This window comes from Nocardioides sp. Z22_16 (assembly GCF_058134365.1).
On the sequence record NZ_JBYTTI010000002.1, the window covers coordinates 302,094 to 328,156 of the forward strand.

22 protein-coding genes, 1 tRNA gene and 1 riboswitch are annotated in these 26,063 nt (G+C 71.9%); of the genes, 10 read left to right on the forward strand and 13 right to left on the reverse strand.

The annotated features are described in order from the left end of the window. Window positions 1-7 precede the first annotated feature (7 nt). On the reverse strand, window positions 8-2,266 hold the full coding sequence (locus AC3X7R_RS05710) for an MMPL family transporter (RefSeq protein ID WP_489964608.1): 2,259 nt from the start codon (window positions 2,264-2,266) through the stop codon (window positions 8-10). Between the two features lie 87 nt (window positions 2,267-2,353). On the opposite strand from AC3X7R_RS05710, the gene AC3X7R_RS05715 reads away from it, so the two are divergent. Both AC3X7R_RS05715 and AC3X7R_RS05720 read left to right on the forward strand, forming a co-directional pair. Next, window positions 2,354-3,763 carry a GntP family permease gene (locus tag AC3X7R_RS05715; protein WP_489964609.1) on the forward strand — a complete coding sequence of 470 codons (1,410 nt, stop codon included), beginning with the start codon at window positions 2,354-2,356 and terminating at the stop codon, window positions 3,761-3,763. Further along, complete coding sequence (locus AC3X7R_RS05720) at window positions 3,760-4,281, forward strand: gluconokinase (RefSeq protein ID WP_489964610.1); 522 nt, start codon at window positions 3,760-3,762, stop codon at window positions 4,279-4,281. The genes AC3X7R_RS05715 and AC3X7R_RS05720 overlap by 4 nt, the downstream gene beginning before the upstream one ends. Window positions 4,282-4,283: 2 nt before the next feature. On the opposite strand, the gene AC3X7R_RS05725 is transcribed toward AC3X7R_RS05720, so the two are convergent. Next, the gene (locus AC3X7R_RS05725; RefSeq protein ID WP_489964611.1) at window positions 4,284-5,498 is read right to left on the reverse strand and encodes a DUF4032 domain-containing protein; all 1,215 of its coding nucleotides are present in this window, start codon (window positions 5,496-5,498) and stop codon (window positions 4,284-4,286) included. 35 nt (window positions 5,499-5,533) lie between these two features. Next, complete coding sequence (locus tag AC3X7R_RS05730; RefSeq protein ID WP_489964612.1) at window positions 5,534-6,595, reverse strand: DUF2776 family protein; 1,062 nt, start codon at window positions 6,593-6,595, stop codon at window positions 5,534-5,536. Between the two features lie 86 nt (window positions 6,596-6,681). On the opposite strand from AC3X7R_RS05730, the gene gad reads away from it, so the two are divergent. Together gad and AC3X7R_RS05740 are read left to right on the forward strand one after the other, a co-directional pair. Further along, the gene (gene gad, locus AC3X7R_RS05735) at window positions 6,682-8,070 is read left to right on the forward strand and encodes a glutamate decarboxylase (RefSeq protein ID WP_489964613.1); all 1,389 of its coding nucleotides are present in this window, start codon (window positions 6,682-6,684) and stop codon (window positions 8,068-8,070) included. Further along, window positions 8,070-8,741 (forward strand): hypothetical protein, encoded by a 672-nt coding sequence (locus AC3X7R_RS05740; protein ID WP_489964614.1) that lies wholly within the window; start codon window positions 8,070-8,072, stop codon window positions 8,739-8,741. The genes gad and AC3X7R_RS05740 overlap by 1 nt, the downstream gene beginning before the upstream one ends. 5 nt (window positions 8,742-8,746) lie before the next feature. On the opposite strand, the gene AC3X7R_RS05745 is transcribed toward AC3X7R_RS05740, so the two are convergent. The 3 genes from AC3X7R_RS05745 to AC3X7R_RS05755 all read right to left on the reverse strand — a co-directional run bounded on the left by AC3X7R_RS05745 (window position 8,747) and on the right by AC3X7R_RS05755 (window position 12,893). Then, window positions 8,747-10,927, reverse strand: coding sequence for a helix-turn-helix transcriptional regulator (locus tag AC3X7R_RS05745; RefSeq protein WP_489964615.1), 2,181 nt, complete (start codon window positions 10,925-10,927; stop codon window positions 8,747-8,749). Between the two features lie 54 nt (window positions 10,928-10,981). Beyond that, the gene (locus AC3X7R_RS05750) at window positions 10,982-12,802 is read right to left on the reverse strand and encodes a glycoside hydrolase family 13 protein (RefSeq protein ID WP_489964616.1); all 1,821 of its coding nucleotides are present in this window, start codon (window positions 12,800-12,802) and stop codon (window positions 10,982-10,984) included. A gap of 15 nt (window positions 12,803-12,817) precedes the next feature. After that, a tRNA-Thr gene (locus tag AC3X7R_RS05755) sits at window positions 12,818-12,893 on the reverse strand. A gap of 81 nt (window positions 12,894-12,974) precedes the next feature. Between AC3X7R_RS05755 and AC3X7R_RS05760 the strand changes: the two genes are divergently transcribed. Next, the gene (locus AC3X7R_RS05760; RefSeq protein WP_489964617.1) at window positions 12,975-13,385 is read left to right on the forward strand and encodes an HNH endonuclease signature motif containing protein; all 411 of its coding nucleotides are present in this window, start codon (window positions 12,975-12,977) and stop codon (window positions 13,383-13,385) included. Here the strand turns inward: AC3X7R_RS05760 and pdxY are convergent, their stop codons facing one another. Genes pdxY through AC3X7R_RS05790 form a run of 6 tightly spaced genes read right to left on the reverse strand, consistent with a single transcriptional unit; the run spans window position 13,386 to window position 19,641 of the window. After that, the gene (gene pdxY, locus AC3X7R_RS05765) at window positions 13,386-14,237 is read right to left on the reverse strand and encodes a pyridoxal kinase PdxY (protein WP_489964618.1); all 852 of its coding nucleotides are present in this window, start codon (window positions 14,235-14,237) and stop codon (window positions 13,386-13,388) included. A gap of 16 nt (window positions 14,238-14,253) precedes the next feature. Beyond that, a complete protein-coding gene (locus tag AC3X7R_RS05770) occupies window positions 14,254-15,030 on the reverse strand; it encodes a dioxygenase family protein (RefSeq protein WP_489964619.1) in 777 nt (258 codons plus the stop codon). A gap of 27 nt (window positions 15,031-15,057) precedes the next feature. After that, window positions 15,058-15,756 carry a uracil-DNA glycosylase gene (locus tag AC3X7R_RS05775; protein WP_489964620.1) on the reverse strand — a complete coding sequence of 233 codons (699 nt, stop codon included), beginning with the start codon at window positions 15,754-15,756 and terminating at the stop codon, window positions 15,058-15,060. Further along, a complete protein-coding gene (locus tag AC3X7R_RS05780; protein WP_489964621.1) occupies window positions 15,753-17,183 on the reverse strand; it encodes a pyridoxal phosphate-dependent decarboxylase family protein in 1,431 nt (476 codons plus the stop codon). Before AC3X7R_RS05780 ends, AC3X7R_RS05775 begins: the two co-directional genes overlap by 4 nt. Then, window positions 17,176-18,531, reverse strand: coding sequence for an MFS transporter (locus AC3X7R_RS05785; RefSeq protein ID WP_489964622.1), 1,356 nt, complete (start codon window positions 18,529-18,531; stop codon window positions 17,176-17,178). The genes AC3X7R_RS05780 and AC3X7R_RS05785 overlap by 8 nt, the downstream gene beginning before the upstream one ends. 9 nt (window positions 18,532-18,540) lie before the next feature. Then, window positions 18,541-19,641, reverse strand: a complete 1,101-nt coding sequence (locus tag AC3X7R_RS05790) for an alpha/beta fold hydrolase (RefSeq protein ID WP_489964623.1) — start codon at window positions 19,639-19,641, stop codon at window positions 18,541-18,543. Between the two features lie 58 nt (window positions 19,642-19,699). Between AC3X7R_RS05790 and AC3X7R_RS05795 the strand changes: the two genes are divergently transcribed. Next, window positions 19,700-21,244 (forward strand): glutamate synthase-related protein, encoded by a 1,545-nt coding sequence (locus AC3X7R_RS05795; RefSeq protein WP_489964624.1) that lies wholly within the window; start codon window positions 19,700-19,702, stop codon window positions 21,242-21,244. A 7-nt stretch (window positions 21,245-21,251) separates the two neighbouring features. On the opposite strand, the gene AC3X7R_RS05800 is transcribed toward AC3X7R_RS05795, so the two are convergent. Beyond that, window positions 21,252-22,691 carry an alpha,alpha-trehalose-phosphate synthase (UDP-forming) gene (locus AC3X7R_RS05800; protein WP_489964625.1) on the reverse strand — a complete coding sequence of 480 codons (1,440 nt, stop codon included), beginning with the start codon at window positions 22,689-22,691 and terminating at the stop codon, window positions 21,252-21,254. 131 nt (window positions 22,692-22,822) lie between these two features. Here AC3X7R_RS05800 and AC3X7R_RS05805 point away from each other — a divergent pair, with 131 nt between their 5' ends. The 4 genes from AC3X7R_RS05805 (at window position 22,823) to thrC (ending at window position 26,050) form a co-directional block, all read left to right on the forward strand. After that, window positions 22,823-23,119, forward strand: a complete 297-nt coding sequence (locus AC3X7R_RS05805) for a DUF3263 domain-containing protein (RefSeq protein ID WP_489964626.1) — start codon at window positions 22,823-22,825, stop codon at window positions 23,117-23,119. Between the two features lies 1 nt (window position 23,120). Beyond that, window positions 23,121-23,633 (forward strand): LytR C-terminal domain-containing protein, encoded by a 513-nt coding sequence (locus AC3X7R_RS05810; protein ID WP_489964627.1) that lies wholly within the window; start codon window positions 23,121-23,123, stop codon window positions 23,631-23,633. 45 nt (window positions 23,634-23,678) lie between these two features. Beyond that, window positions 23,679-24,536: a trehalose-phosphatase gene (gene otsB / locus AC3X7R_RS05815; protein ID WP_489964628.1), complete on the forward strand. Its 858-nt coding sequence runs from the start codon at window positions 23,679-23,681 to the stop codon at window positions 24,534-24,536. A gap of 59 nt (window positions 24,537-24,595) precedes the next feature. Further along, window positions 24,596-24,733: riboswitch (SAM riboswitch) on the forward strand. A gap of 12 nt (window positions 24,734-24,745) precedes the next feature. Then, a complete protein-coding gene (thrC, locus tag AC3X7R_RS05820; RefSeq protein ID WP_489964629.1) occupies window positions 24,746-26,050 on the forward strand; it encodes a threonine synthase in 1,305 nt (434 codons plus the stop codon). The last annotated feature ends 13 nt before the right edge of the window (window positions 26,051-26,063 follow it).

A 26,063-nucleotide genomic window follows, 5' to 3' on the forward strand; every position in this document is an offset into this window, starting at 1 on the left:
GCCGGTCTCACCCGGCCCGCACGGGGGAGGAGTGCTCGCTCACGCCGTACCGGGCGTGGAACCGCTTCATCCACCGCGGGGCCCACCAGTTCCACCGACCGAGCATCGTCATCGTGGCGGGCACGATGATCATCCGGACGATCGTCGCGTCGATCAGCACCGCGACCGCGAGGGCGAAGCCCGTCTGCTTGATCACCAGCATCTCGCCGGCCGCGAAGCCGGAGAAGACGATCACCATGATCGCCGCCGCGGAGGTGATGATGCGGCCCGACCGCTGGAGTCCGACCCGCACGGCGGTGTCGTCGTCCTGGCCCTGCTCGTGCAGCTCGATGACGCGCGCCAGCAGGAAGACCTCGTAGTCCATCGAGAGCCCGAACCCGAAGGCGAGCACCAGCAGGGGGATCACCGACTCGATGCCGCCGGCCGACTCGAAGCCCAGCACCGACTCCAGCGCGCCGTCCTGGAAGGCCCAGACCAGGATCCCCAGGCTCGCCCCCAGCGACACGACGTTGAGCAGCAGCGCCTTGACCGGGATCACCACGCTGCCGGTGAGCAGGAAGAGGAGCAGGAACGTCGCCCCGGCGATCCACAGCGCTGCCCACGGGGCCCGGTCGTAGACCGACTCGGTGAAGTCCTGCAGCGACGCGGCCTGACCCGCCGCCCAGGTGGGGACGGGGAAGTCGGCGTCGCGGAGCTCGGCGGCGACGTCGCGCGCCGCCTGGCCCATCGCGCCGCCGTCGGTGTGCACCCCGATAGAGACCAGCTCAGGCCCGCCCGGGACGGCGCCGTCCGCCTCGACCCCCTCGGGCAGAGGACCGAGGACGCGTGGCGCGTCGACGGCGGTGACCTGGTCCAGATCCTCCAGGTCGGCAGCCAGGGCCGCGGCCTCCTCGGGGCTCGCCTGGGCGACCAGGGTCACGGTCGGGCTGGCCAGGACCGGGTAGTCGCGCTCCAGGTCCTCGATGAAGACCCGCTGCTCGGCGTCCGTGGGCAGCAGCTCGACGCCCGAGGCGGTCAGCCGCAGGTCGAGCGCGGGGAGCGCGAGCAGGAGCAGCACCGTGACGCTCACCGCCGTGGTCAGTACCGGCCACCGCTGCACGAGCCGGGCCAGGCGGCTGAAGACCCCGTCCTCGGGTGCGGCCTCCGCGCCCCGCCGCCGCACCAGCCGGGCGGCGCCCCAGGAGCAGAGGGCGGGCACCAGGGTGAGCGCCACCACCAGCGCGACCACCACCACGGCGACCCCGGCGGCGCCGATCGCGCGCATCACCGGGGCCTCGAAGAGCATCAGCCCCGACAGGGAGATGCCGACGATCAGGGCGGAGAAGAGCACCGTGCGCCCGGCGGTGGCCACGGCGGCGCCCACCGCGTCCTCCACCTGCGCGCGGGTGGGCGGGACCGTCCGGTCGGCACCCAGGAGGTGCCCCAGCTCCTCGCGGAAGCGGCTCACCAGCAGCAGCCCGTAGTCGATGCAGAGCGCCAGGCCCATCACCGTCACGATGTTGACCACCGTGGCGTCGAGGTCGATCAGGTAGGAGAAGCCGAAGAGGATGGCCAGGGCTCCGGAGATCGACGCGATCGCCCCGGCGATCGGGAGCCCGGCGGCGATGAAGCCGCCGAAGACGAAGACCATGAGCAACAGGGAGAGGGGCAGTGCGATCCCCTCGCCGCGGGTCAGGTCTGACTTGATCTGGTCGACGACGTCGTCGACGAGCAGACCGGTGCCACCCACCGAGACCTCGGCGCCGTGGGAGCCGAGCAGCCGTTCCCCGTCGGTCCTCAGCACCTCGACGACCTCGTCCTGGACGGCGCCGCCGATCTCGCTGCCCACCTCGACCACCACCAGGAACGAGCCGCTGGCGGGGTCGTTCCCCTGCACCAGGCCGTAGGAGTCCGGGGAGCGGGGCCACCCCGGGGTGGTCATCGGGGAGGTGGCCTCGCCGACGCCCTCGACCTCCTCGAGCCGCTGCACGAGCTCGGTCACGTCGCGGGTCAGTCCCGGGTCCGTGAGGTCGACGCCGTCGACCCGGGCGGTGACGTTGAGGGCGCCCTCGTCGGTGGCGGTGATCAGGTCGCGCGCCGTCTGGGCCTGACCGGGAGCGACGATGTCGCCGGTCTCGAGGCGGTCGAAGAGCGAGCTCCCGCCCAGGAGGCCGAGACTGGTGACGAAGCCCAGGACGACGAGCAGGGTCCAGGTGATCACCAGCGCGAGCGAGTGACGGGCGGTGCCACGGCCGAGGCGGAACAGGAACGGTTCGGACTTCTTCACGGCGAAGAGCCTCCCACCCTGCGGGTCGAGACGGAGCGTCGGTCCCGGACGCTACGGTGTGACTCACGTCATTCGGAGGGAGGTCTGATGGACCCCATGGAACCGGTCTACGGATCCGGCACGCTGCTCTTGGTCGCCGCAGCGGGCATCGCGGTCCTGCTGGTGCTCATCATCGGGCTGCGCATGCACGCGTTCATCGCGCTGGTGCTGGTCAGCTTCGGGACCGCGATCGCGGCCGGCGTACCGCTGGCGGACGTGGCGGGCGTCGCGGTCGGGGCCTTCGGCTCCACCCTGGGCACGGTCGCCCTCCTGGTGGGGCTGGGCGCGATGATCGGACGGCTCCTGGAGATCACCGGAGGCGCCCAGGTGCTGGCCGACACCCTGATCAACCGGTTCGGCGAGAAGCGGGCGCCGTTCGCCCTCGGTGTCGCCGCCCTCCTCTTCGGCCTGCCGATCTTCTTCGACGCCGGTCTGGTCGTCTTCCTGCCGATCATCTTCTCGGTCGCCACCAGGTTCGGCGGCTCGGTCCTGCTCTACGCGCTGCCGGCGGCCGGCGGCTTCGCGGCGATGCACGCGATCGTCCCACCCCACCCGGGGCCGGTCACCGCGGCCACCGAGCTCGGAGCCAGCATCGGCCTCACCACCCTGATCGGTGTGCCGGTCGCGGTCGTCGCCTGGTACGTCGGCGTCCACCTCTTCACGATCGCCTACGCCGGGAAGGTGATGGTGCCGATCGACGACAGCGTGCTCACGGGTCACCGGAGCGGGGGAGGGGCCGGGGATCGCGAGGAGGACGCGACGCCCGAGCGACGCGCCCCTTCCTTCGCGCACGTGCTGGCCATCCTGCTGCTGCCGCTGGTGCTGATCGGCGCCAACACCGTGCTCACCACGTTGCGCACCGCGGGCACCCTCGACGAGGAGGGGGTCGTGGTCGACTCCCTGATCTTCATCGGGCAGACCCCGGTGGCGCTGCTCATCACCTTGCTCGTCGCGACCTACACCCTGGGCAACCGGGGTCGTTCGCTGGCCGACGTGGAGTCGATCCTCAACGACGCTCTCGGGCCGATCTGCGCGATCATCCTCATCACCGGGGCCGGCGGGATGTTCGGCGGCGTGCTGCGCTACAGCGGCATCGGCTCGGCGCTCTCGGAGTCGCTGGAGGACCTCGGCCTGCCGCTCATCTTCTCCGCTTTCGTGATCGCCACGATCCTGCGGGTCGCCCAGGGCTCGGCCACCGTGGCGCTGACCACCACCGCCGGGCTCATCTCGGCCGCGGTGGCCGCCGAGGGGCCCTCGTCGGTCCAGCTGGTCGCCCTGGTGATGGCGATCGCCGCCGGCGCCACCGTGCTCTCCCACGTCAACGACTCCGGCTTCTGGCTGGTCAGCCGGTTCTTCGGGATGGACGTCAAGACGACGCTGCGCACCTGGACGGTGATGGAGACGACCCTGGGCCTCTCCATCTTCGTGCTGGCCTGCGGGCTGTGGCTGGTCGGATGAGCACCTCCGAGGCGCCGCCGTTCCACCTGGTCTTCATGGGGGTCTCCGGGTCGGGCAAGAGCACCGCGGCCGTGGCCGTGGCCGAGCAGCTCGGCTGGGAGATGGCCGAGGGAGACGACTTCCACCCGCCGGAGAACATCGCCAAGATGGAGTCCGGCCGCCCGTTGACCGACGACGACCGGTGGGGGTGGCTGCAGTCGCTGGCCGACTGGACCCGGGAGCGCGACGAGGCCGGGCAGCCGACGATCCTCAGCTGCTCGGCGCTGCGCCGCGCCTACCGGGACGTGCTGCGCCGGGGCGGCGAGGGCACCTTCTTCGTCCACATGGTCGGCGACAAGGGGCTGCTGCTCGAGCGGATGTCGGCGCGGGCCCACTTCATGCCCCCCACCCTGCTGGAGTCCCAGCTCGACACCCTCGAGCCGCTCCAGCCCGACGAGGCCGGCATGGTGGTCGACGTGGCCAACCCGCCCGCGCGGATCGCGGCCATGGTGCTGGCACGGCTCGACCTGGGGTCGTAGCCTCAGGCGTCGGACGAGGCGGTGATCGCCTCGTCGGGCTTCGTCGGGAGGAACCGGTCGATGTAGTCGCGGGCGGTCTCGAAGATGTCGACCTCGTGGCCGGCCAGCTCCGAGAGGTACCACCGGTGCTCCAGGATCTCGTGGAACACCTCCGCGGGCTCGAGCTTGCCCCGCGCTTGCGGGGGGATCATCGCCACGATCGGGTCGTAGACGGTCGTGAGCCACCGGTTCGCCACCAGGTGGCGGTCCTCGCGGCCGAGGTCGTGGGTGGCGGTGAAGGCCGCCAGGTCGTTGAGCAGCCGGCGGGCCTGGTTCTCCTCCACGTGCATGCCGGTCAGCGACGCGAGCTCGCGCGCGTGGTGGCCGAGCTCGACCACCTTGGGCTGGATGCGCACCTGCTCACCGTCGTAGTCGGTGACGATGTCGAGCTCGTCGACGTCGAAGCCGAGGTCGTTGAGGTGCTCGATGCGCTGCTCGATCCGCCACATCTCGTCGGTGGAGAACTCCTCCTCCCGGGTCAGCTCCGCCCACAGGGCGGCATACCGCTCACGGAGCAGGTCGATCACGTGGTGCGGCGACAGCTCGCCGGCGACCACTCCGCTGGCCCGCAGGTCGAGGAGCTCGGCGAAGACGTTCTCGCAGCCCACGGTGATGTCGTGCTCGCGCATCCGGTCGCTGACCGTCTCGCGCAGCTCCCCGGTCTCGGCGTCGACCAGGTAGGCCGAGTACTCGCCCGCGTTGCGCCGGAAGAGGGCGTTGGAGAGCGAGACGTCCCCCCAGTAGAAGCCCGCCAGGTGGAGCCGGACGAGCAGGACCACCAGGGCGTCGACCAGGGACGGCACGTGGCCCGCGGTCGCCCCGTGGGCGAAGAGGCTCCGATAGGGGAGGGAGAAGCGCAGGTGCTCGGTGACCAGTGCCGCGGGGAGATCCTCGCCGTCGGAGCCGGTCCGTCCGGCCACCACCGCCATCGGAGCCACGGTGGGCAGGTCGAGGCGGCGCAGGTCGCGCAGCGTGCGGTGTTCGTGGAACGCGATCGGCTCCTGGGTCTCCTTGACCGCATAGGTGCGCGAGCCGAGCCGCACGATCCGCACCACGTGGCGGGAGAGGCCGCGGGGGAGCGGGACGACGAACTCGTCGCTCCACTCGGCCAGGGGCAGGTGCCAAGGGAGCCGGACGATCGCCGGGTCCGGCCGGTTTGCCACGATCCGCAGCGCCATCGAGGCAGCCTAGCGTTCTCTGCGAGGCACGACGCTCACCTCGAGGAGGAGGTGCCGCTCTCCAGGATGGAGACGATCGAGTAGAGCGTGAAGCAGATGGCGCCCAGCCCGACCAGCACGTGCGCGGCGATGAAGACGTTGGAGTCGGTGAAGGCGGCCTGGAAGACGAACGCGGCGAGGAACAGGCAGCTGAGCGCGGTCACGACGGGGATCAGCGGCACCCGGTCGGCCAGGCTGAAGGTGCGGCGCCACACCAGCGCCAGCAGGCCGACCTTGCTCAGGATGCTGAAGCAGACCAGCCCCAGGCCGATCAGGACGAAGCCCGGGGTGCGGTAGTAGGGCTGCTCGTCGAGGATCAGCAGCACCACCCCCCAGCCCATGGCGAAAGCGCCCATCACGATGACGAGCCAGGGCCAGCCGACGCGGTCCCGCTCGCCGTAGCCGTCCTGGATCTGGCGCAGGATGCTCCAGACCAGCGCGATCAGGCTGGTGCAGATCATCGCGAGACCGCTCACCACGTGGCCCACCGTGAACCTGCTGGGCGAGGTGGGTAGCGCCAGGTTGACGAGGCCGAAGGCCCAGGCGGTCGCCGCCAGCAGCACCGGGATCGCGGCCAGCGCGAGGACGGCACCCCGGGAGAACGCCTCGGCCGGAGGCAGGCCTGTGGGCGGGCTGGCGGAGTTGCGGGGGATGAGGGAGAACTTGGTCGAGGCGGTGGCGACGGTGGCCACGCAGCCGCAGATCAGGCCCAGTCCGAAGACCACGTGTCCGGCGACGTACTGCGGGCTCTGGCCGCTCCCGGAGGCGCCGGCGAAGACGTAGACGCCGTACGCGCAGGTGACGACCGCCGCCAGGTAGCCCAGCGCGGGATAGAGGACGCGGTCGACGGCGTTGAAGCGCCCGATCAGCTGCCGAATGATGGTCGCGGCGGTGCAGAACAGGCACAGGCAGATCGCACCGAGGAACGTCACCACGCGCCCTGCCACGAAGTTGCCCGGCGCGTCGCCGGCGTTCCAGACGTAGACGCCGAACCCGACGCAGACGCCCATCATCGCCAGGGGGATGGCCCGGAAGACGACGCTGACCCAGTAGTTCACCAGATCACCATCCCGCGGCACCTGGATGGGCGCCTCACTCATTGTGAGTGATGCCGCCTCAGCGGGAGGCACCTAGCGTCGGAGGAATGCTGCACAACAAGCGCTCGGTCCGAGACGCCCTGGCGGACGATGTCTTCGCCTCGAACGACTTGTCGGTGGCGATGCCCAAGTACCGCTTCCCCGACGACGAGCAGCTCCCACGGCAGGCCTTTCAGGTGGTGCGCGACGAGCTCATGCTCGACGGGAACTCCAGGCAGAACCTGGCGACGTTCTGCCAGACCTGGGTGGAGCCGGAGATCGAGGAGCTGATGACGCTCTCGATCGACAAGAACATGATCGACAAGGACGAGTACCCGCAGACGGCGGAGCTCGAGGCGCGCTGTGTGCACATGCTGGCCGACCTCTGGAACGGCCCGGACTCCGCCGACACGATGGGCAGCTCGACCACCGGCTCGAGCGAGGCGGCGATGCTCGGCGGGCTGGCCCTGCTGTGGAAGTGGCGGGAGCGTCGCCGGGCCGAGGGCAAGCCGACCGACCGGCCCAACCTGGTCACCGGTCCGGTGCAGATCTGCTGGCACAAGTTCACCCGCTACTGGGACGTGGAGCACCGGGAGATCCCGATGGAGGGCGACCGGCTGCTGATGAACCCGGAGGAGGTGCTCAAGCGCGTCGACGAGAACACCATCGGGGTCGTCCCGACGCTGGGCGTCACCTTCACCTGTCAGTACGAGCCCGTCGCAGACGTGGCTGCCGCGCTGGACACGCTCAAGGCCGACACCGGGCTCGACGTTCCCATGCACGTCGACGGTGCCAGCGGGGGGTTCATCGCTCCGTTCGTCGAGCCGGACCTGCTCTGGGACTTCCGGCTGCCGCGCGTGAAGTCGATCAACGCCTCCGGGCACAAGTTCGGCCTGGCGCCTCTCGGGGTCGGGTGGGTGGTGTGGCGCGACGCCGCGGAGCTCCCCGACGACCTGGTCTTCCACGTCAACTACCTCGGCGGCGACATGGCGGTGTTCGCCCTGAACTTCTCCCGCCCCGGCGGCCAGATCGTCGCCCAGTACTACAACTTCCTGCGGCTCGGCAGGGAGGGATACCGCAAGATCCACGAGGCAGGCTACGAGACCGCGCGCTACCTCGCCGACGAGATCGCGCAGATGGGTCCGTTCGAGATGATCTACGACGGTCACGGGGGCATTCCGGGCCTCACCTGGAAGCTCAAGGAGGGTGTGGACCACGGGTTCAACCTGTTCGACCTGGCCGACAGGCTGCGCACTCGTGGCTGGCAGGTGCCCGCGTACACGCTGCCTCCCGACCGAGAGGACCTGGCCATCCAACGGATCCTGGTGCGGCACGACTTCAGCCGTGACATGGCGTCGCTGCTCCTAGACGACTACCGGCGATCGATGAAGATGCTCGACAAGCACGGGCTCAAGGAGTCGCTGAGCCCGGAGGAAGGCACCGGCTTCCACCACTGATGAAGGGGAAGTCCACGCGGGAGAGGGTGGAGGCCTACGGCGAGACGCGGTGGCCCATGGCGGCGGCGGTCCTGGTCTCCATGGGCCTCACGTTCCAGCTTCCCGAGAGCCTGCGGCTGGGACAGCCGTGGGTGCTCCCGGGCATCTCGGGGCTCCTGCTCGGGGCGCTGCTCGCGGGCGACCCCGGGCAGATCTCGCGGCGGACCACGGCGCTGCGGCTCACCTCCGTCGCGCTGATCACCCTGCAGTCCCTGGGGGCGGTCTGGTCCACGGTCCAGCTCGTCGTCGACATCCTCGACGCCGGTCCCGAGACGGACTCGGCGCGGGAGCTGCTCCGGTCGGGTGGATGCGTCTGGCTGATCACCGTCATCGCCTGCGCCATGCTCTACTTCGAGCTCGACGGGGGAGGGGCTGCGGCGCGCGCCGAGCGGATGCCGCGTACGCCCGATCTGGCCTTTCCGCAGCAGCTGAACCCTGGGGTGAGCCCCGAGGGCTGGTGCCCGCGGTTCCACGACTACCTCTACCTCGGTCTGACCAACGCCACCGCGTTCAGCCCCACCGACGTGATGCCGCTCGCCCCGTGGGCCAAGGCGGTCATGTCGGTCCAGGCCGTGACGTCGTTCGTGATCGTCGGGCTGATCGTCGCGCGGGCGGTGAACGTGCTCGACTGATGCGCTCACCCGCCGAGCAGGCCCAGCAACGTCGCCTGCTCGACCGCCTCGCCGCGCGACGTCACGCCGAGCTTGCGGTAGATGGCCGAGACCTCCGAGGCGACGGTGTTGCGTGAGATCCGGAGGCGCGCGCCGATCTCGGCGATCTTCAGGTGCGTCGCCAGGTAGGGCAGGACCCGGAGCTCCGCCGCAGTGAGGGGTGCCTCGTAGGGAGCGGTGCGGGAGCCCTGCGCGATCATCGCGCGGAGCTCTGCCACCTCCTCGACCAGGACGCCGAGGGCGGGCCGTCGTCGCAGGACGGTGTCGATGTCGCTCAGCAGCTGCCGGGCGTGGGCGTGCGCACCGCGCGCCCAGCACACCTTCGCCAGCTGCACGCGTGCTCTGGTCGCCAGGCACGGCATCACGACCGTGGACGCCGCTCGGGCGCGCATCGCGTGCTCGAGTCGCTCGTCAGCTCGGGCCAGGTCGCCGCGGTGCACCGCCAGGCGGGCGGCGGCCGCGAAGGCGAGCAGGCTGACCGCGTAGTCCTCCAGCCGGTGCCGCGCCACCGTGCGCAGGGCGAGGTCGACGTGGTCCGCCGCCTCGTGCCAGCGGCCGGCGTCCATGCCGAGGACGGCCAGGCTCGACTCGCTGAGCACCACCGCGTCAGCGGTGCCCGCGTAGAGCGCCTCCGCGCTCGCGTCCTCGAAGAGCTCCTCGGCGGATGCGCGAGCCCCGCCGAGGAGGTGCGCCTCGGCGAGCACGCACAACGCCGTGGCCCGCCAGGGACTCCACGGCGCCCCCGCGGCGGCTGCTGCGAGCTCCCCGTCCGCCCTCATCTGCTCGGGCCCTTCGGGACACATCGCGGCCCGCAGCATCGACCGGGGGGCCAGGGAGTCGGGGACGTCGGAGGCGTGGGCTGCCCACCGCTGCGCCTGGGGTGTGTCACCCACCCAGGCCGCCACCCAGCCGGCCATGACCGCCAGGGGCGGGTGTGCCTCGATCACGGCGTCCCCCAGGGCGCTCAACCAGCGCTGGACCGTCGAGACGCCGCCGGTGCCGGTGGTGGTCAGGGCGATTTCTGTGACCAGCTGGGCGCACCGGTGGAGGTCGCTGGTCGCCAGCAGGCATTCCACCGCGCGCTCCGGAGCGCCGTGGGACTCGAACCAGTCCGCAGCGCGCAGGTGGAGCTTCTCGGTCACTTCCGGTTCGACGCGGCCGAGCTCTGCCAGCAGGAACTCCCGGAAGAGGGGGTGGTAGCGGTACCACACCCGCGTCCGGTCGAGCGGGACGAGGAAGGAGCCCGTCGTCTCGAGGGTGCGCAGCCGGTCCTGGGCGCCCCGCTCCTCCAGGACGGCGTCGCACAGCGGGCCGTGGAACCGGTCGAGGACCGCGGTGCGTCGCAGGAACCGCTGGGTTGCCGGGTCGAGCTCGCGGAAGACCTCGTGGTGGAGGTAGTCGGCGATGAAGGGGTCGTCCCCGGTGACGGCCCCGGCTGGGCCGGAGTCGACGAGGGCGGCCAGACGGAGGCCGGCCGGCCAGCCCTCGGTCCGTTCGGTCACCTGCCGGGCCTGCTCGGGGGTGAGGTGCGTGCCCGCCGTCGCGAAGATGTGCTCGGCGCCCGTCGCGTCGAGGCGGAGGTCGGGCGTGGTCAGCTCGACCGCCGCCCCTGCCGCGCGGAGCCGGGGGAGGTGCGGCTGCGCGTGGCGGCTGGCGCTCACGACCTGGGAGCCCGCGGGGATCCCGGCCAGGACGACTCTCAGGACGTCGTGGCACTGGGGCGAACGGAGCTCGTGCAGGTCGTCGAGGAACAGCACGAAGGGGGCTGCTGTGTGGCGGAACGCCGCGGCGAGGCGCGCAGCGCTGCGGCTGGTCGTGGTGGCGAGGCCTGGCTGCTCCGGTGCCGCGCGCTCGAAGGCGGCGCCGAGCAGGAAGAGCAGGCGGTCCGCGTGGTCGTCGAGCGCGTCCAGCGAGAGCCAGCCGACGTTGCGGTGCTCGCGGTGTGCCCACTCGCGCAGCAGGGTCGACTTCCCGTAGCCGGCGGGGGCGGTGACGCCCACCGCGACGGCTCCGGTCTCGCGGGCCGCGTCCGTGAGCGAGGCGCGGCTCAGCAGACCCGGGGCCGGCGGCGGGACCGACAGCTTGACGTTGAGGAGAATGTCATCAAGCCCGACTCCGCGGTCGAACCTGTCGGCGGGCGTGGTCACGTCCCTCAACGTAGGGAGCGTCGTCCCTCCCGGACAGAGCCGAAGTGCCCGGTGTCACCCGGCCAGATGGACGGTCAGCACCGGCCCGTCGTGCGCCGCGCCGGGCACGGGGTCGACCCCGTCCTCGGTGGCCAGCAGGAGGCGGCCGGACGGGAGACCCTCGAGGGCAGGTCCGCCGGCGCGACGGGCGGTGACCAGCACGGTCCCGTCGGGGTGCTCGCGCAGGTAGGCCACGGCGTCGGCACCGACGTGGACCCACCGCAGGCCGCCGCGGCGCAGGGCGGGGTGCTCCCGGCGCGTCCGGGCCAGCGCGGCGTACGTCGCGAGGGTGGTCACGTCCCACTCCTCGCGACGGTGCCACGGCATCGGGCGGCGGGAGTCCTCGCCGAGGACGCCCTCCAGGCCGATCTCGTCGCCGGCGAAGACCATCGGGATCCCGGGCATCGTGAACTGCAGGCCGGCGGCGACCCGGTGCACCTCGGCGGAGCCGACGACCGTCCGGATCCGGGCGCTGTCGTGCGAGCCCAGGATGTTCCAGCCGGCGGCGGTGGCGCGCCAGCCCAGCGAGCCCTGCCAGTCGCAGAGGGCGCGGACCAGCGCATGCCCGTCGCGGCGCGGAACGGGGAGGGGGCGGCCGAAGGCGCGCGCGGGGGAGGCGGGGTCGCGCAGCCACGACCAGACCGGCCAGGAGAAGCCGGAGTAGTTCATCGCGCCGTGCCACCCGTCGCCGTCGACGTCGCCGGTGGCGTCGTGGTTGTGCTCGCCGATCACCCAGGCGTCGGCGCGTTCGGCGGTCGCGGTGCGGCGCACGGCCCGGGCCACCTCGTGGGCGACGTCGACCGCGGCGAGGCGGCCGGTCATGTTGGCGACGTCGATGCGCCAGCCGTCCAGCTCGAAGGGCGGCCGCATCCACCGGGCGACCACGGAGTCGGGCCCCTCGACCATCCGGACCCGCAGCGCCGGGCTGGTGTGGTCGATCTTGGGCAGCGTGTGGTGGCCCATCCAGCACTCGTAGTCGCCGTCGTCGCGGAAGTGGTAGTAGCCGCGCTCGGGGGACTCAGGATCGCTGAGCGCCGTGCGGAACCACTCGTGGGTGTCCCCGGTGTGGTTGGTGGTCAGGTCGCCCAGCAGCCGCCAGCCCCGCTCGTGGACCGCCCGGCTCAGCCGGGCGTAGGCCTCGTCGCCGCCGAGCAGCGGGTCGACCCGGTCGAAGGTGGAGGCGTTGTAGCGGTGGTTGCTCTCGCCCGGGAAGACCGGGGTGGTGTAGACGATGTCGGCGCCCACCTCGGCGACGTGGTCGAGGTGCTCGGTGAGGCCGTCGAGGTCGCCGCCGAAGAGCTGGAGCGGGGTGCGCGGGTCGTGCGGCTCGAAGACCACCTCGTCGTCCCACCCGGCCGGTACCGCCCAGGCGGGCGCAGGGTGCTCGTCGGCCGCGGCGGAGCGGGCGAAGCGGTCGGGGAAGACCTGGTAGATCACCCCGTCACGCGCCCAGTCGGGCGCCTCGGGGTGGGCCGAGACCTTGAAGTCGTAGGCGTCCGGCACGTCGTGGTCGACCAGGCCCGCGCCGGTCAGCCACTGCTGGTCCTCGCCCCGCGCCAGCAGGAACCGGTAGTGGGTCACCGGGTTGTGGACCGGGAGGGTGCCATGCCACCAGCGGGCGGCCTCGCCCTCGCCCACCGGACGGGCGACCATCAGGTGGTAGACCGGCTCCGCGTCGTACGTCGTGCGGACCCACATCGCCTCGACCGGGTCGCCCGTGGCGGTGCGGACCCGCACGGTGACCAGGTCGCCCAGGCGGGGCGGGACGTCGGCGCCGCGCCCGGTGTCGAGGTAGACGCTCGAGCCGTCGTGGTGCGGCAGGTCGAGGGACGGCATGGGGTACATCTTGCGTGGAGCCGGTGACAGGAGTCGAACCCGCGACATTCCGCTTACAAGGCGGATGCTCTACCAACTGAGCTACACCGGCATGGCCGACCTGTCCGGTCAGCGCCCGCACATCGTAGTCAGAGGGTCAGACGTGTCGGAGGAGCCGCCTAGGTTTCCTCGCATGGTCTTCCAGTGCCAAGGATGCGGTTCCGAGGTCGAGGGGCGTCGTTCCCGGGTCTACTGCAGCAACGCCTGTCAGCGCGACCTCGAGCGGCGAAAGCGCCTCGCGCAGTGGCTGGAGACCGGGGCGGCCCCCCACGCGGGGTCCGCGCGAGGTCATTACATCCGTCGGTTCATCCACGAGGAGCAACATGGCCGGTGCGCCCTCTGCTCCGGCCCTGCCGAGTGGAACGGGCTGCCACTGGTTCTCGTGCTGGACCACATCGACGGCGACGCAGACAACAACAGCCGGGACAACCTGCGCCTGATCTGCCCGAACTGTGACAGTCAGCTGGAGACCTACAAGGGCCGCAACTGGGGGCGCGGCCGTCATGTCAGACGCCAGCGGTACGCCGAGGGTAGGTCGTACTGACTACCGCACCTGGCGGACCTCGAACTGCATCCGCGGGTTCGCGAAGACCTCTTGGGACTGGACCAGTCGCAGCTCGCGCTCCCCGGAGTCGAGGGTGTTCTGCAGCAGGTCGAAGACGCTGGAGGTGGTGGCCGCCAGTGCCTGCGCCGCGGAGCCGGTCTCGTGCAGGTGGGCGGTGAAGAGCGCCGCCGTGACGTCGCCGGACCCGTTGGCCTTGAAGGGCAGGTGCGGGGTCTGCACCAGCCAGGCGCCCTCGTCGGTGACCGCGAGCATCTCGATGGTCCCCTCGGGGCGGTCGGGGCGCTCGACGCTGGTGACCAGCACGGTGCTCGGGCCCATCGCCATGGCGGCGTCGGCCGAGGCGAGCGTCGACTCCAGGGTGTCGGGCTCGGTGTGGGTGAGGAAGCCGAGCTCGAACTGGTTGGGGGTGATGATGTCGGCCGCGGGCACCACGCGCTCCCTGATCAGCGGCGGGATGTCGGGGTGGACGAAGCAGCCCGACTTGGCGTTGCCCATCACCGGGTCGCACGTGTACGTGGCCTCGGGGTTGGCCGCCTTCACCTTCGCGACCGCCGCCAGGATCACGTCGGCGATCCCGGCGCCGCCCTGGTAGCCGGAGAGCACGGCGCCCACCTCGCCCAGGACTCCGCGGTCCTCGATGCCCTCGACGACGGCCGCCACGTCGCTGGGGGCCAGCAGCGGGCCGCCCCACGATCCGTAGCCCGTGTGGTTGGAGAAGTTGACGGTGTGGACCGGCCAGACCTCGTGGCCCCGACGCTGCAGGGGGAACACGGCGGCCGAGTTCCCGACGTGGCCGTAGGCGACATGTGACTGCACGGAGAGGATCTTCACCGGGTCATCCTCGCACTCATGCGACCTGCAAGGACCTCTTGGACAATCCCATCCAGAAGCCGTCGACCCGCTGCTCCCCGGGCTCGTCGGCGACGGTGGCCGCGCCGAGCGTCACGAAGAGGGGCGTGTAGTGCTCCACGGTCGGGTGCGCGTAGGGCATCCCGGGCGCCTTGGACCGGTAGGACGCGAGCTCGTCGACGTCGCCCCGGGCCAGCGCCTCGGCGGCCCAGGCGTCGAACTCCCTGGACCACCCCGGCGCGGCGGCGTCGATCCGGAACTCCTTGAGGAAGGGGAGTCCGTGGGTCAGGAAGCCGGAGCCGATGATCAGCACGCCCTCGTCACGCAGCGGGCGGAGCCGGGCGCCGAGCTGCATGAGGGTCCCCGGGTCCTGGGTGGGCAGCGACATCTGCACGACCGGGATGTCCGACGCGGGGTACATGATCCGCAGCGGCACCCAGGCCCCGTGGTCGAGACCTCGGGAGACGTGCTGGTGGACCGGCTGGGTGTCGGGCATCATCGCCGCGATCCGAGCCGCGAGGGCGGTCGAGTCGGGGGTGTCGTAGCGCATCTCGTAGTACTTCGGGGCGAAGCCGCCGAAGTCGTAGACCAGCTCGGCGCCGCTGGCCGTGAGGCTCACCGGCGCGGACTCCCAGTGCGCGCTGACGATCAGGATCGCCTTCGGGCGGGGGAGGTCCTGGGCCCAGGAGGCGAGCTCTCCGGACCAGACCGGGTCGTCCAGCAGGGGCGGAGCCCCGTGGCCGAGGAAGAGGGCAGGCATCCGGGTCGGGTTCATGTCCCCATAATGATTGAACTGTCAACTTTATTCCAGCAGGCGCCAGTCCGGTCCCTCCGCGCCCTGCTCCTCGAGCAGCTGGTTCACCCGGCTGAAGGGGCGGGAGCCGAAGAATCCCCGGGACGCCGAGAGGGGCGACGGGTGGGCCGACTCGACCGACGGGATGGGGCCGAGCAGCGGCTTGAGGCTCTGGGCGTCCCGGCCCCAGAGCACCGCGGCGCAGGGACCGCCGCGGGCGGCCAGCACCTGGATGGCGTGCTCGGTGACGGCTTCCCAGCCGCGCCTGCGGTGGGAGCCGGCCTCGCCCGGTCGCACCGTCAGCACCCGGTTGAGCAGCATGACCCCCTGGTCGGCCCAGGCGGTCAGGTCGCCGTGCGGGGCGGGCGGATGGCCGAGGTCGTCGTGCAGCTCGCGGTAGATGTTGACCAGGCTGCGTGGCAGCGGCCTGACCTGCGGGTCGACGGCGAAGCTCAGGCCGATCGGGTGGCCGGGGGTGGGGTAGGGGTCCTGGCCGACGACGAGCACGCGGACGTCGGCGAGCGGCCGCTGGAATGCCCGGAAGACGGCGTCGCCGGCGGGCAGGTAGGGCCGGCCCGCCGCGACCTCCTCGCGGAGGAACTCGCCCAGGGCGACGATCCGGTCCTCGACGGGGGCGAGGGCCTGGGCCCAGTCGGGTGCCACCAGGCCGCGCTCGACCAGTGCGGCGAGCCCACGCGACGCGGTCACCGCGCCGGCCTGGCGAGCCGGTCCAGGAACGCCACCAGCAGCGCCTCCCGCATCGCCGGGGAGGCGACGTCGAGCAGCGCGTTGACCTCGGCCATCCGCTCCGGCAGCGCCAGGCCGGCGCCGGGCTCGCCGATCAGGCCCGAGGCGGCGAGGAGGCCGTCGAAGTCGTCGTCGCCGAGCGTGGCGGGGTCCAGCGCCTCGATGAAGCTCACGACGTCCGGGTCGACCCGCACCGGTCCAGTGGCGACGGCGGCCGCGACCGCCTCGGTCAGGGCGGAGAGCAGCTCCGCCACGTGCGGCAGGGTGGCGGCGCTGACCGAGAGGTGGAGGGTGGGTGGCTGGTCGCCGTAGGACATCTGGGGTTGCACGTACCAGCCGCGCGCCGCCATCTCGTCGGTCACGGTGAAGGGGTCGCAGCTGCCGTCGGTGGCCAGGGCGAGCAGGGTCGAGTCGGGCTCGACCACCAGCCGCAGCGCAGGGATCGCCCGCAGCCCGTCGCGGATCCGGTCGACCGCCTCGAGGACGTCGGCGGCGAGCCGTAGGTAGCCCTCGTCGCCGAGCGTGGTGACCACCGCCCACGTCCCGGCCAGCGGCCCACCGGACTTGGTGGACTGGAGCGTGGAGTTGAGCATCGTGTAGCCCGGCCAGGCGGCCGAGGCGAAGTACTGCGGACGGCGCAGCGCGCTGCTGCGGTGCAGCAGCACCGAGGTGCCCTTGGGTGCGTAGGCGTACTTGTGGGTGTCGACCGAGATCGAGGTCACCCCGTCGACGGCGAAGGTCCACGGAGTGACCGCCCGGCCCAGGCGGGCGGCGTAGGGCAACACCCAGCCGCCGATGCACGCGTCCACGTGACAGCGCACGCCGCGGGCCGCTGCGGCCGCGGCGATCTCGGGCACCGGGTCGACCACCCCGTGAGCGTAGGAGGGCGCCGAGGCGACCACCAGCACGGTCGTCGCGTCGATCGCGCGGGCCATCTCAGCCGGATCGGGCCGGAAGTCGGCCCCGACGGGCACCCGCACCGCGCGGACGCCGAAGTAGTGGGCGGCCTTGTGGAACGCGGCGTGCGCGGTCTCGGGGAGGACCATCGAAGGCCGCTCGATCTCCGGGTGGGCGTCCCTGGCGCCCTGCACCGCGAGGAGCACCGACTCGGTGCCCCCCGAGGTGACCGTGCCGACCGCGTCGGCGGGGGCGTCGAGCAGGTCGGCGGCGAAGCCGACGAGCTCGTTCTCCATCTGCAGCAGGCTGGGGAAGGCGGTCGGGTCCAGCCCGTTGGACCCGGCGTACGCCGAGACCGCCTCGCGGCCGATGCGGTCGACCTCGGCGAGCCCCGAGTCGTAGACGTAGGCCAGGGTGCGGCCCCCGTGCACCGGCAGGTCCGCCCGCTGGAGCTCGCGGAGCCGGGTCAGGGCGCCGGGGGTGTCAGGCACGGATCTCCTCGGGCTGGGGCTCGGGGTCGACGTCGGTCGCAGTGAGGCGGTAGTCGCGCAGCCACCACAGGCTGAGCAGGATCAGGACGGCGGGCAGGACGCTGAAACCGTAGGTGATGGCGGCCACCGCCGACTCCGGCTGCACCGCGGCGCCGTCGGTGGAGGAGCGGTAGTCCCCGAGCGCCAGGACCAGCGCGAAGACCCCCGGTCCCAGTGCGAGGCCCAGGGTCTCGCCCGCCGTCCAGACCCCGGTGTAGACGCCGACCCGGTTCTCCCCGGTGCGCCGGGTGTCCACCGCGGCCGCGTCGGGCATCATCGCCATCGGGAAGACCTGGCAGCCGGCGTAGCCGACCCCCACCAGCGCGGTGGCCGCGAAGACCACAGCGGCCGGCACGACCTGGGCCGTCGCGGCCAGAGCGGCGCCAGCGGCCAGCACCAGCGAGGAGGCGACGTACCCCCGCTTCTTGCCGATCCGCGCGCCGATCCGCGCCCACACCGGGGTGAGCACCAGCGCCGGGCCGACGAAGCAGACGAAGAGCAGGGTGGCCGCGCCGGTGCTCCTCAGGACGTCGCCGGCCAGGTAGTCGACGCCGGCGAGCATGCAGCCGGTGGCCAGCGCCTGGAGCACGAAGGTCGTCAGCAGCAGGCGGAAGTCGCGCGCCCGGCCCACCACCCGCAGCTGCTCGCGGAACGAGCCGGCACCGGCGGCGACGGTGCCGACCGGGGCGTGCCGGGTGCCGCGATAGGCACTCAGGACCCCCACCGCGATCACCAGGGCCATCGCCACCCCCATCACCCGGTAGCCGTCCCGGCCCCCGACGGCGTCGCGGATCAGCGGGGCGGTCGCGCCGGCCAGCATGATCGTGAAGGCCAGGATCGCCACCCGCCACGTCATCAGCCGGGTGCGCTCCTCGTAGGAGCCGGTGATCTCCGCCGGCATCGCGACGTACGGCACCTGGAAGAACGCGTACGCCGTCGCCGCGGCCAGGAAGAAGACCAGCACCCAGGCGGCCTCCGCGGCCTTCGAGCCCATCTCGGGCGCGGCGAAGATCAGTGCGAAGCAGACCGAGAGGGCCAGGCCGGCGCGCAGCAGCCAGGGTCGACGGGGGCCGCGCGGGTCGGTGCTGCGGTCGCTGATCCGCCCCGCCACCGGGTTGAGGAGCACGTCCCAGGCCTTGGGGAGGAAGACGATCAGGCCCGCCCACAGGGCCGCGATGCCCAGGCTGTCGGTGAGGAACGGCAGCAGCATCAGGCCGGGCACGGTCCCGAAGGCCCCGGTGGCTACCGAGCCCGATCCGTAGCCCAGCCGGACACCGCTGGGCAGCGTGGTGGGGCCGGCGTCGGTCATGGCGGCACCCTAGTCACTGAGACAGGGAGCGTGAGCTCTTCCCGGTGCCCGGCCCGACCACTGGTCGAACCACTCGTCGAGCGCCCGCCACGTGGTCTCCCGTGCGCCCCGGCCCGTCAGCAGGCCCAGGTGGCCGCCGGGCACCACCTCGACCCGGACCTCCTCGGCGCCGGCCAGCAGCGGGACGCCGGGGCGGACCGCCGCGAGCGGCGCGATCTGGTCCTCCATCCCGGCGAAGAGGAGCACCGGTGCGGTGACGCGCGCCAGGTCGGCCACGTCGTCGCCGACCTGGACCTTGCCGCTCCCGGCGCTGTCGACGGGGATGAAGCGGTGGTAGAGCTGCCCGAAGGTCCGGCCCCGGTAGGCGGTCATCTCCCCGGTGAACCGGTCGACCGCCTCGAGCTGGGCGAGGTAGTCGCGGTCGTCCAGGTTGACCGCCTGGGCCAGCGGCTTGGTGAGGAGCCGCTGCACGCTGCTCAGCTGGGAGGCCCACTGCACCAGCGGCTGCGGGGCCGCCAGCTTCCGGTAGGCCAGGCCCAGCGGGCCGCCCAGGTCGGCGGGGTCCAGCAGCGGCCGGGCCGGCGCCACGATCGGCACCGCGCGCACGTCGAAGGGCGTGCCGAGCGCGGTGAGCGAGGCGATCGGCAGCCGCGGCCGGCGGGCCGCCGCGAGCAGCGAGAAGGTGCCTCCCAGGCTCCAGCCGACGACGTGGACCGGTCGCCCGCCCGCGTCGCGGGAGACCGCCTCGATGGTCTCCGGCAGCACCGTCTCGACCCAGGGCTGCAGGCCGAGGGCCCGGTCGCGGAACGAGACCTCGCCGTACTCGACCAGGTAGGTCGGCCGGCCGCCCCCCACCAGGTGCTCGACCAGCGAGCAGCCGCGGCGCAGGTCGTAGCAGAGCGCGGGGGCGGCCAGTGGCGGGACCAGGAGCACCGGGTCGCCGTGCTGCGGCTCGTGGGGCCGGGCACGGTAGCGGTAGACCTCGCGGAGCTCACCCTCGTCGATCATCGTCCGCGGCAGCGGCCGCAGGTCGGCCACTCCGCCGGCCGCCATCTGGGCGAGGTTGCCGGCCGCGGCGACGACCTGCCCGGGGCTGGGGACGAGATCCATGACGACGAATCTAGCCCCGTCCTCGACAACGCTTGGTGCGGCGGGCTAGACACGGACCATGGGATGGAAGAGCGCGACCGGCATGGCGGCAACGGCGCTGGGCGGCGTGGTGGCCTACGACCTCGTCCAGAAGAAGCACGCGATCCTGCGCAACTTCCCCGTCGTCGGCCACTTCCGCTACTGGGCGGAGACCATCGGTCCCGAGCTGCGCCAGTACATCGTGACCAGCAACGACGAGGAGCGCCCGTTCAGCCGGGACCAGCGCCGCTGGGTCTATGCCAGCTCCAAGCTCGAGAACAGCTACTTCGGCTTCGGCACCGACAACGACGTCGAGCAGGTGGCCGGATACCCGATCATCAAGCACCGCACCTTCATGGGGGAGGGGGCCTCCACCGCCCCCCACGGCGACGAGGGGGTGCCGCTGCCCTCGGCGAAGGTGCTGGGCGGCCCGCGCGGACGCCGGCACGCGTTCCGCCCCCGTTCGGTGGTCAACGTCTCCGGGATGAGCTTCGGCTCCTTGTCGGGCCCGGCGATCGAGGCGCTCAACCGCGGCGCCGCGATCGCCGGGAGCCTGCAGAACACCGGGGAGGGAGCGCTGTCGCCCTATCACCGCAGCGGCGGCGAGATCGTCTTCCAGCTCGGCACCTCCTACTTCGGCTGCCGCGACGAGCAGGGCCGGTTCGACCTGGCCCGGCTCAAGGACGTGGTCGCCTCGGCCCCCGTGCGGGCGCTGGAGATCAAGCTCTCCCAAGGCGCCAAGCCGGGCCTCGGCGGCATGCTGCCGGGGGAGAAGGTCAGCGCGGAGATCGCGGAGATCCGCGGCATCCCGGCCGGCCAGGACTGCTCCTCGCCCAGCCGCCACACCGCCTTCCACGACGTGGACTCGATGCTCGACTTCGTGGAGCTGCTGGCCGAGGAGACAGGGCTCCCGGTGGGGATCAAGTCCGCCGTCGGCAACCTCGAGTTCTGGGACCAGCTGGTCGCCCAGATGGGCGGGCGCAGCCGCGGGGTCGACTTCGTCAACGTCGACGGGGGAGAGGGCGGCACCGGCGCGGCCCCGATGATCTTCGCCGACTCGGTGGCCTACCCGTTCCGGATCGGGTTCAGCGAGGTCTACCGCCGCTTCGCCCGCGCGGGGCTGGCCGACGAGGTGACCTTCATCGGGGCCGGCAAGCTGGGGCTCACCGAGAACGCGCTGGTCGCCTTCGCCCTCGGCGTCGACATGGTCAACGTCGGGCGCGAGGCGATGATGTCGATCGGCTGCATCCAGGCGCAGAAGTGCCACACCGACCACTGCCCGGTGGGGGTGGCCACCCAGAAGGCCCGCTACACCCGTGGCCTCGACGTGGAGCTCAAGAAGGACCGGGCCGCCAACTACCTGATCTCCCTGCGCCGCGACCTCCTCAAGGTCTCCGAGGCCGTGGGTGTGCCGCACCCGGGCTTCCTCACCCCCGACGACATCGACATCCTCGACGGGCAGCGCTCGGCCGTCCCGCTGCGCGAGGTCTACGGCTACGAGCGCGGCTGGGCCAACCTCCCGCCCGAGCTCGCCGGTCCCCTGCTGGCCGAGATGGACGCCGCGGTCAACGGGGACACCGCCTGAGGCGAGGTCAGCCGGGGTGGGCCGGCCGGACCGACTTGCCGTGGTCGCCCCGCACCTGCGAGAGCTCGTCGAGGAACTCCGCGGCCCAGGTGGCCACGTCGTGGTCGACGACCGTCTTGCGCATCGCCTTCATCCGCCGCGTCCGCTCCTTGTCGGAGGCCCGGAACGCCTCCAGCAGCGCCGCCTTCATGCCGTTGATGTCATAGGGGTTGATCAGCCACGCCTGGCGCAGCTCGTTGGCCGCGCCGGCGAACTCCGAGAGCACCAGGGCGCCGTCGGCGTCGTAGCGGCAGGCGACGTACTCCTTGGCGACCAGGTTCATCCCGTCGCGCAGCGGCGTGACCACCATGATGTCGGCGGCGCGGTAGAGGGCGGCCATCTCCTCCCGGGGGAACGAGGAGTGCATGTAGGAGATCGCGGGCTGGCCGATCTTGCCGAGGTCGCCGTTGATCCGGCCCACCAGGCGGTCGATCTCGTCGCGCAGGATCCGGTACTGCTCGACCCGCTCCCGCGAGGGGGTGGCCACCTGCACGAAGACGGCGTCCTCGACGTCGAAGTGACCTTCCTCGACGAGCTCGCTGTAGGCCCGCAGCCGCGCGTAGATCCCCTTGGTGTAGTCGAGGCGGTCGATGCCCAGGAAGACCTTGCGCGGGTTGCCGAGCGCCTCGCGGATCTCGGCGGCCCGCTTGCGCACGGGCTCGGAGCGGGCCAGCTCCTCGAAGTCGGCGGCGTCGATGGAGATGGGGAACGCCGCGGCACGCACCGTGCGCCCGTCGGGCAGGTAGACCAGGTCGCGGTGCGTCTTGTGACCGACCCGCTGACGCACCAGGCGGATGAAGTTCTGCGCGCCGCCGGGCAGCTGGAAGCCGATCAGGTCGGCGCCCAGGAGGCCCTCGAGGACCTGGCGGCGCCACGGCAGCTGCTGGAAGAGCTCGGTGGGCGGGAAGGGGATGTGGAGGTAGAAGCCGATCCGCAGGTCGGGGCGGAGCTCGCGGAGCATCGACGGCACCAGCTGGAGCTGGTAGTCGTGGACCCACACGGTGGCGCCCTCGGCGGAGATCTCGGCGGCCCGCTCCGCGAACCGGCGGTTGACTACCACGTAGGAGTCCCACCACTCGCGGTGGAACTCCGGCTTGGCCACGACGTCGTGGTAGAGCGGCCACAGGGTGGCGTTGGAGAACCCCTCGTAGAAGCGCTCGAGCTCCTGCTCGCTCAGGTGGACGGGGACGAGCTTGAGGCCGTCCTCGACGAAGGGCTCCAGGCCCTCCTCGGTGCCGCCGGGCCAGCCGATCCAGGCGCCGTCGTTGGCGCGCAGGACCGGTTCGAGGGCCGAGACGAGACCACCGGGCGAGCGGCGCCAGCCCGGGCTGCCGTCGGGGAGGGTGTGCCTGTCCACGGGCAACCTGTTGGCGACGATGACGAGATCTGCCGAGCCGGGTGAGGTCACGCCGACACCTTAGTAGCAAGGGGCGCGGCGACTCGCCCGAGTGAATGACATCGGTGTGGTTCGTCGCCTACAGTGGGCGCCAGCACCGGACACACCCACGCAGCACCAGGCAAGCCAGCAGGGAGACACACATGGACGCCGCCAACGCCCTTCCGGGCCAGGAGCCCGCGCCCGGCCGGAGCCTCAGTGAGCGTGATCGCGACATCCTCGAGTTCGAGCGTCACTGGTGGAAGTACGCCGGCGCCAAGGAGCAGGCGGTGCGCGAGAAGTTCGACATGAGCTCGACCCGCTACTACCAGGTCCTCAACGCGCTGATCGACCGCCAGGAGGCCCTCGAGGCCGACCCGCTGCTGGTCCGGCGGCTGCGTCGCCTCCGCTCCCAGCGCCAGCGTCAGCGCTCCGCCCGCCGACTCGGGTTCGAGGTCTGAGATGAGCGCGGGAGGTCGCCGGGTGCGCGACGAGCGCGGGGTCGCCTACCCCTCACCCCTGGTCATGCTGAGCGTCATCGCCATCGCGATGGCCGGGATCGCCTTCGTCGCGACCAAGGACCAGCCGGAGAAGGAGCGCCGGGTCGAGACCGTGGCGAGCTCTCCGGAGGAGACGCCCGCCGCCGAGCCGGCCCCGGAGCCCGCCCCTGAGCCGGAGCCGGCCCCCGAGCCCGAGAAGCCGGCCGTGCAGCGCGGACAGGTCTACGTCGAGGTCTACAACAACACCGGCATCAAGGGGCTGGCGGCCTCCACCGCGGCGAAGGTCAGCGGTGCCGGCTGGCAGGTCGTGGGCACGGACAACTGGGTGGGCACGATCCCCGCCCCGACGGTCTACTTCCCCCAGCGGCTCAAGGCGGCGGCCGAGCTGCTGGCGCTCGACCTCGGCATCCAGCGGGTGCAGCCCGCGGTGGCACCCATGAAGCAGGACCGGCTCACCCTCATCCTGACCGGCTGACGACCAGGGCGTCCGGCGCCGCTACCACTCTGAGAGAGTGGTGGCATGGAGTTCCCCACCCCTCAGGTGGCCGCTCAGTATGCCGACCTGGTCGCGGCGGCGTCCGGCCTTGTCATCGGGCTCGACTTCGACGGCACCCTGGCGCCCATCGTCGAGGACCCCACCCAGGCGCACATCCACCCCGAGGCGCCGGAGCTGCTCCTCGAGCTGGCCCCGCTGGTGCGCGGCATCGCGGTGGTCACCGGCCGGCCGGCCAGGCAGGCGCTCGCGCTGGGAGACCTCGACGTGCTGGGGGCGCAGATCGCCGAGCTCGGCAAGGAGCTCACGGTCCTCGGGCAGTACGGCAACGAGCGGTGGACCTCCACCGAGCGCCGGGTCATCTCGCCCCGTCCGCCCCACGGCCTGGCCTCCTTCGTGCGTGAGATCCCGACGCTGCTGCGACGGGCCGACGCCAGCGAGGCGTTCGTGGAGCTGAAGGGGCTGGCCGTCGCGCTGCACACCCGTCGGCTGGAGGACCCGCGGGCCTCCTTCGACCGGATGCTGCCCCTTCTGGAGGACGCGGCCGAGCGGCACGGGCTGGGCATCGAGCCCGGCCGCCTGGTGGTCGAGATCCGGGCACCCGGCATGCACAAGGGGCTCGCGGTCCGCAGCCTCTCCGAGCGTCTCGACGCAGGCGCCTTCCTCTTCGCCGGTGACGACCTCGGGGACGTGGAGGCGTTCAGCGAGCTGCGCGTGATGCGTGAGGAGGGCATGCCCACCCTGGTGGTCTGCTCCGACGGTGGTGACGGGCCCGACGTCCTCACCGAGCTCGCCGACCTGGTCGTGGAGGGACCCGACGGGGTGCTGACCCTGCTCCGGACGCTCCTCGCCGACATCCGGGCGGGGCACGCCCTCTCCTCCTGACCGCGCGCCACATTGTGGGACGCGTGTGCACATCGTGAGACGGCGACGTACGCTGGCACAGCTCATCCAGAGGGACTGAGGGAACGGCCCTACGAAGTCCCGGCAACCGCCGCGTGCCTCCTGACGACCACGTCGTCAGTCGCGGAAAAGGTGCTAATTCCGGCCCGCGGCGAAGGACGCCGTGGGGCAGATGAGAGAAGGAGACCTTCATGAGCGCCGTCACGATCGACACCCCTGCCGGCCAGGGCGTCACCGACTACCCCACGACCGGCCAGCTCCGCGAGGGAGCCTTCGGTCACGCCACCGGGCTGGCCTGCCGCGAGTGCGGCCACGCCATCGCGCTGGGCCCCCACTACGCGTGTCCGGAGTGCTTCGGCCCGCTGGAGATCGCCTACGACTTCCCGCAGGTCACCCGCGAGCAGATCGAGGCCGGTCCCGCCAACATCTGGCGCTACAAGGCCCTGCTGCCGGTCCCCGACGACATCGAGCAGAGCCCCAACATGGAGCCCGGCTTCACCCGGCTGCTCGAGGCCCGCAACCTGGGCCGCGAGCTGGGGATCGACAGGCTCTGGGTCAAGGACGACTCCACCAACCCGACCAACTCCTTCAAGGACCGGGTCGTGGCCTGCGCGCTCAGCGCGGCGCGCGAGTTCGGGAGCAAGGTCTTCGCCTGCCCCTCGACCGGGAACCTCGCCAACGCGGTCGCGGCAGCCGGGGCCCGGGCGGGGATCAAGACGGTGGTCTTCATCCCGAGCAACCTGGAGAAGCCCAAGCAGGTCAACTCCGCGGTCTACACCGACTCCCTGGTCGCGGTGGACGGCAACTACGACGACGTCAACAAGCTCGCCTCCGAGATCGCGGGGGAGGAGGACGGCTGGGCGTTCGTCAACGTCAACGTCCGTCCCTACTACGCGGAGGGCTCCAAGACCCTCGGCTACGAGATCGCCGAGCAGCTCGGCTGGCGGCTGCCCGACCAGGTCGTCATCCCGGTCGCCTCCGGCTCCCAGCTCACCAAGGTCGACAAGGCGTTCCAGGAGCTGATCAAGCTCGGCCTCGTCGGGGAGAAGCCCTACCGGATCTACGGCGCCCAGGCCACCGGCTGCTCCCCGGTCAGCGTCGCCTTCAAGGGGGGCACCGACGCCATCCGGCCGGTCAAGCCCGACACCATCGCCAAGAGCCTGGCGATCGGGAACCCGGCGGACGGCATCTACGTCCTCGACATCTGCCGGCGCACCGGCGGCGCGGTGGAGGACATCACCGACGAGGAGGTCCGTGAGGGCATCCTCCTGCTGGCCCGCACCGAGGGGATCTTCACCGAGACCGCCGGCGGCACCACCGTGGGCGTGCTGAAGAAGCTGGTCGAGACCGGCCAGCTCGACCCCACGCTGGAGACGGTCGTGATCAACACCGGCATGGGGCTGAAGACCCTCGACGCGGTGGCCGACCAGGTGGGCCCGGCCGCGACCATCGCGCCGTCGTACGCCGCGTTCGTCGCCACCGGCCTGACCGACTGACCAGCACCCCCGG